The following is a 2,641-nucleotide window of genomic DNA, read 5'->3' as shown; positions in this document are numbered from 1 at the left end:
GCGTAATACGATTGGGAGAGGTGGCTTTCAACAACCCTTCGGGGACATTTGGGAGGAAATGAGCACCTTTTGTTATCATTCTCAAAATTTCCCAATATTTCATAGGCGCAGGTCTGAAAATGAAAGGTTCCATATTGCTTTCCATAAAAAATTTAATGTGCTCAAAAACCATTTCTTCTAGCCTTTTCATGGCTTCGGCCTGAGTATCCCCTTCTGCCAAAAGATCAAAAGGCAAGCAATGAGCATAATACTTTCCTTCTTCACGGGAAAGGAGCACGTCTAAGGGGCCTGCTTGAAAGTGTTTTCTCATGGTCGTCATAAAGATAGCATATTTTTTACAAAGTTAAAAGACAATGAACATTAGAAATTTTAGATTAAATACCCCTCACCATAGTTTGATCGCCACTTACCACAGCAAGAGTACCTGAGGTCGTGGTGAAAAAGGTATTTGTGGGCGGCATCATCATTCTTGGTGAAGGACTTCCGATAAAAGTCTGATCTTGGCTAGCGTAGACAGCTTTAAGCGGCGTCTCTGTTTTTGAAGTTTCAACATTTTTCTGTGGTGAACTGACTGCTAAAATGACAACTGGAATACCAACTGTGATGATCTTCTTTATACCGTCATATGCCGCATTCCCAACAACACTTCCTACAGCACCCCAAATAACAGTTTGTACTTTTTGGTTATTATCCATAAGACGCCTTTTCCCTTCCGATTGTTGTTGCAACGAGTTGAGTTACTGATCGGTTGGCATTATATCACAAAATCCAGAAGTTGGGGGCATAGATCTAAATCAAATAAGACGATGGGGAGTAGTGGATTCGAACCACTGAAGGCGTTAGCCACCTGATTTACAGTCAGGTCCATTTGGCCGCTTTGGTAACTCCCCATTTAATTTTAGATTGACGATTGTAAATTGTAGATTGAGACTCAGAAAAGGACGTTCTTAATTTTTTGCGGGCAGTATTGATGGAAGCCACCGCGATCGCTAAAATTTCTTGGGCTTCTTTGACCAACGCTTCAAAAGTCGGCGGGTCGCACCTCTGAAATTCATCTATAAGCTCAAGCCAATAAGAAGACTCATCGGCTTCCTCTTCGACGAGTTTCATTTTTGCGATAAAGTCAGCTTGAGATTTTGCCCGGCATGCAGAGCGATAATTAGCACCTACCGATGTCCCTGCTCGTAACAACTGTTTCCCCAACACATCCATAACTCGGGTATGAGGTAGACTCTCCGTAAATTTTATTATATCTAGAGCGAATTTCTTCGTTCGTTTTTTTAGATCTTCTGAATTCATTTAAGCCCTTTCTCAATCTTCAATCTTCAATCTACAATCTACAATTTACAATCTAAAATAAAGTGAGCTGGCGGAGGGATTTTCCGCCACAACTCTTGGCGGATCCGCCGAAGAATCAGTGGCGGAGAACCCCTTGCTGTTCAAATCGATATAAAAGCAAAGCTGGCGGTCCGATTTGAACGGACGACCCGCTGTTTACAAAACAGCTGCTCTACCAACTGAGCTACGCCAGCATAATTAAGAAAGATCCGTGGTTTACCCCGCCACATCCCGTGGCGGGTCCGCCGTGATCTGTGGCGGAAAAACCGCTGCTCTACCAACTGACTGCCCGCCGCGCCTTGTGGCGGGAGCTACGCCAGCATTTACAGCGGATTTTACCCAAAGGAACGGCAAAAATAAAGGAAGATGATTTTAGAATCTTTGCTGCTTCTCGATCGTCTGCTTTAACTTCTTCAAAAAAAGAGTGCTCTTGAGCGGCTTCTGGATTCTTTCCAGAAGAAAGCGTTCGATCAAAGTTTCGAGCTCGGTGCTCGTGCGGTCCGTAATCCAGAACCGGCTTGACATTTCAAGGTCGTGCCTGGCGTAATACCGCATTGCAGCCAAGGCCTCGCGCTGAATTCGAAAGACGTCTCCGTAGCGCTTGGCGCACGCCGGGCATAGAAGAGCGCCCTGCCGGGGAGAAAAAAAACCCTCCTCCAAATGGGGATTCGAGCAGCCCAAACACCGGTCAAGATAAGGAAGCCAGCCGATCTCGCTCAAGAGTTTGATTTCGAAAATACGGGCAATCCTCGGGCCCGACAGAGAAGGGAGATATCGAAAACAAAAATGAAGCAAGTCAAAAATTTTCCCGTGGGGGTCGTGGACTTCGGTGAGCTCGTCTGCAAGTTCTGAAAAGTAGCTGGCGTAGGCAATCGACCCAAGCTGAGAGCGGAGAGAAGAATAATTTTCAAGCATAAAGGCCTCGGAGACCAGGTGCAAATCCGAGCGGGTCTTTTCGTAATAGACGATCTCGAGGCACGTGAAGAGTTCATAAAGCGCGCCCCGCGTTTCCCCGGCCTGCCGCACTCCCTTGACAAGGCCGCGGATTTTTCCGAAATCCCGCGTAAAGAAGGTGACGATAAGCGAGGTGGAGCGGAACAGCTGAGTTTTTATAATAATTCCTTGATTTTTCTGAATCGCCATTTTTTGCCGACTCCAATCCCTTTTAAGACTGCCTCTTGCTTATGCCCCATCCAATGCGCCTGCCTTTTTGTCTGATCTGAATAGCCCATTAAATGCAAAACCCCGTGACAAAGGTAAAAAGCAAGTTCGTAAAAAAAATCATTTTCATATTGAGCCGCCT

Annotated in this window: 5 protein-coding genes and 2 tRNA genes; all 7 read right to left on the bottom strand. The window is 45.7% G+C overall.

Annotated features, from left to right (window positions below):
• Positions 1-310, bottom strand: a 310-nt coding sequence (locus tag WAQ08_RS08160) for a type II toxin-antitoxin system HicB family antitoxin (RefSeq protein WP_422190782.1), incomplete at its 3' end; no start/stop codon positions are given.
• Positions 311-374: 64 nt separating this feature from the next.
• The gene (locus WAQ08_RS08155) at positions 375-695 is read right to left on the bottom strand and encodes a hypothetical protein (protein ID WP_422190780.1); all 321 of its coding nucleotides are present in this window, start codon (positions 693-695) and stop codon (positions 375-377) included.
• Between the two features lie 112 nt (positions 696-807).
• Positions 808-890: transfer RNA gene (locus WAQ08_RS08150), tRNA-Tyr, on the bottom strand.
• Entirely contained in the window at positions 859-1,299 is a 441-nt protein-coding gene (locus WAQ08_RS08145; protein WP_422190778.1) for a four helix bundle protein, read from the bottom strand. The genes WAQ08_RS08150 and WAQ08_RS08145 overlap by 32 nt, the downstream gene beginning before the upstream one ends.
• A gap of 160 nt (positions 1,300-1,459) precedes the next feature.
• Positions 1,460-1,532, bottom strand: a tRNA-Thr gene (locus WAQ08_RS08140).
• Positions 1,533-1,710: 178 nt separating this feature from the next.
• Positions 1,711-2,481 carry a DNA repair protein RecO gene (gene recO, locus WAQ08_RS08135; RefSeq protein ID WP_422190776.1) on the bottom strand — a complete coding sequence of 257 codons (771 nt, stop codon included), beginning with the start codon at positions 2,479-2,481 and terminating at the stop codon, positions 1,711-1,713.
• Positions 2,448-2,641 (bottom strand): rRNA maturation RNAse YbeY (locus WAQ08_RS08130; protein ID WP_422190774.1); only part of this gene is annotated, 194 nt, incomplete at its 5' end. The genes WAQ08_RS08130 and recO, both read right to left, overlap by 34 nt.

Source organism: Aquabacterium sp. (assembly GCF_049274795.1).
Taxonomy (GTDB): domain Bacteria; phylum Pseudomonadota; class Gammaproteobacteria; order Burkholderiales; family Burkholderiaceae_C; genus Aquabacterium.
Note: the sequence above shows the minus strand (reverse complement) of the source record. Positions and strands in the feature narration are given on the sequence as shown.

What these genes read in the sequence shown, in the direction of transcription:
- recO (WP_422190776.1), bottom strand. Translation starts at nt 2,481, where the DNA reads ATGGCGATTCAGAAAAATCAAGGAATTATTATAAAAACTCAGCTGTTC.
- WAQ08_RS08155 (WP_422190780.1), bottom strand. Translation starts at nt 695, where the DNA reads ATGGATAATAACCAAAAAGTACAAACTGTTATTTGGGGTGCTGTAGGA.
- WAQ08_RS08145 (WP_422190778.1), bottom strand. Translation starts at nt 1,299, where the DNA reads ATGAATTCAGAAGATCTAAAAAAACGAACGAAGAAATTCGCTCTAGAT.